Raw genomic sequence first — 2590 nt, forward strand, 5'->3', positions numbered from 1 at the left:
GAATGCTCAGATAGTGGTGTAGACACAACAGATACCAAGGGCTATAGCGGATATATATGGGCCCGGATTGATGATGAAACTAGCCCTAGCCTGGCTGATCTGACCGGTGCGCCATTTGGCGCTTACGGTAGCTCTTCTACATCATCTGGATCTGCAAGGCGCAGCGTAGGTGGTGAGGTCTATCCGATAAACAAGATGGTAATTCTGGCACCGTGGCTTGGTCTGGCTGGGGCTATAATAGCCGGTGCTTACTTGCTTATGAGGCACCGCTCCGCTCGCAGGGCAAGCATTGACCAAGACTAAGAAACAGAGAAAGAGTAAACTTCACAATAAGAAGCTGCCCTGGTATCTCTGGCTGGCTATCGCGCTGGGAATTACTGGTGCCGTCGTTGGTATCAGGGCATGTCACTTTAACAGCCCGGAAGGTTCTGCCCCTTCTGGAGAGCTTAAGGCTGCCATAATTGACCAACTCTATGTCCTTGAGCCGAACCAGGATTTTATTCAACAGGCCACTAACTATCTTGAAGAATATGGTTTTGAGGTCGATGTCTACCACGGCGAGGAAGTTACCGTCGACCTCTACCGTAAGCTTCCCACCTATGGCTACAGGCTGATTATCTTCAGGGCTCATTCGGGTATGTTGGGTGGTGAGGGATCCCCAGATGAGGGAGAAATAGGGCCGACATTTCTTTTTACCGGTGAGACCTATAAGATTACGGAGCTTGTTTGGGAACAGATTGGTGATCAGATACTACCGGCACAGATGACAGAAGACTACCCCATGGTTTTCGCGGTGTCCTCAAGCTTTATCATAAAAAGTATGGAGGGTAAATTTCAGGATACTGCCATAATAATGATGGGGTGTTCCAGCGCTTACCAAGGCGATATGGCTGAGGCCTTTATTCATAAGGGAGCTTCGGTTTATATGGGCTGGAGCGCCAGTATTGGCCTGGGCTATGTTGATCAAGCTACCCTTGAGCTTATTAACAACCTATGTGCCGAAGATATGTCCGTCGCAGAGGCGTTGACTGAAATGGTAGACGAAGTAGGGCTCGATCCAGACTATCACGCCCACCCGCAATACCACCCTGACAAAGCCGGGGATAAGACAATCGCCGAGTTAATTCGGTAGATATCGCGTCATACTGATTGTCTAAGCACCTCTAGTGATATCGGCTGCACGAAAGTTTATTTAGTGCAATTGAGAATAAAAAAGGGGTAGCCGGAAATTTCCGACCACCCCTGGAAATAGAGACGAAAAAAGGTATAGTATCCCTATAGCGGATACTATACCATTAAAAAAGTGTGGCTACCCTCATCAAGTGAGGCGTATTATAAGTTGTTAGACCGCCCCGCTCTCTGAAAAAAGGCAAGTCTTACCCGATAGCAAACCGAGCAATTATCGCCTTACTTTTGTTATCTACCCTCTTAAGTAACCATATCGGTAGTCCGCACCTCGCTGGCACTACTGATATGGTGGAATAGCCGTCTTATGTTCGTAGGTCATCCACCAGCCACTTAAAGGGATATCACCAAAAGCAAGCTAAACCTTGCCCCTGAGTAGTAGCCTTTATATTCAGTTGTCCAGAGCCTTGCCTAACCCGCACCTCGCTGGCATTAGCCAAAACCCTAGAGAAGGTATTATCCCTTCCACTATATATATTGGTAAATCACCCCGTTTTATGACGCTTCTATAAGCTTTTTTTGAGCCTTTTTTCTTTCGCGCCAGTAGTAGTGTGCTTCACTATCGGTTAGCCGATAGCCCGCATGCTTTTTATAGGCAAGCTTAACAAACCGGTGAGGATAGCCTTCCAGAATAAGACGAGCGTCAAGTCTAGGTATAAAATCGGCGCTATCATCGGCTATCAATTCGCATAACGGTGTGCTATCCCCGTTACCATCCTCTACCAGCCTATCAAGGCTGTCTAACTTGATTGCCTTCGGACATTCTCGGTATAGGTTTTGCTCTTTACACTTTGCCCGTTGCGCTTTACTACACCTGCCACAGTCTATCCCGTTAACCCTCTTAAAATGCTCTCTCCAGTATTGTGCCCTCTCATAGCAAGCTACCCGTATCAGCCCCGCTTTTGTTAAATGCTTTCCTATCTGGTCATACTTTGCCTTGACTTTGGTCATAACCAGTATCAAGTCGTGAAGGAAGTCCTCTCTATCCTCTGGCTTCACCTTGTTAGTAAAGCCGCTTGCTACCTTATAGAATAGCGCCCAATCACCCTCTAGCTTGTCATAGCCATTATGACCGTTACTGTGATAGCCGTTACCGTTACCCTTGCCCTTACCTTGATGGTCATTATCATCTGTGTTATATTCGAGTGTGTCTAGCATTGTGGTAAACCCCCTTTGTTAGACTTGCCCCAGCTCTTTTAAGCACTGGCTAGGGCATTTTATTTAGCCACAAGGCAAGGCTCTGGACTGTAGATATTTAGTTGTTAAGGTGCTTTTACGTTTACAGCTTCATTATTGAACAAAAGAACTTTTGGTTTAACCAGAGGAAGCAATTACATCCTCATCCCCCCGGGGGGAGAGAAAAGGTCATCGCAAAAGCAAAAACATGAAGTAATTATGTAAGGCG

The 2590-nt window shown here is 46.7% G+C and carries 3 protein-coding genes; 2 read left to right on the top strand and 1 reads right to left on the bottom strand.

Annotated features, from left to right (window positions below):
• Both PHI12_15155 and PHI12_15160 read left to right on the top strand, forming a co-directional pair.
• The coding region (locus PHI12_15155; protein ID MDD5512122.1) for a hypothetical protein at nt 1–303 on the top strand (303 nt) is incomplete at its 5' end.
• Nucleotides 290–1132, top strand: a complete 843-nt coding sequence (locus tag PHI12_15160; protein ID MDD5512123.1) for a hypothetical protein — start codon at nt 290–292, stop codon at nt 1130–1132. The genes PHI12_15155 and PHI12_15160, both read left to right, overlap by 14 nt.
• A gap of 548 nt (nt 1133–1680) precedes the next feature.
• Here the strand turns inward: PHI12_15160 and PHI12_15165 are convergent.
• Entirely contained in the window at nt 1681–2343 is a 663-nt protein-coding gene (locus tag PHI12_15165) for a hypothetical protein (protein ID MDD5512124.1), read from the bottom strand.
• Between the last annotated feature and the right edge of the window lie 247 nt (nt 2344–2590).

The organism is Dehalococcoidales bacterium (assembly GCA_028716225.1).
GTDB lineage: Bacteria > Chloroflexota > Dehalococcoidia > Dehalococcoidales > UBA5760 > UBA5760.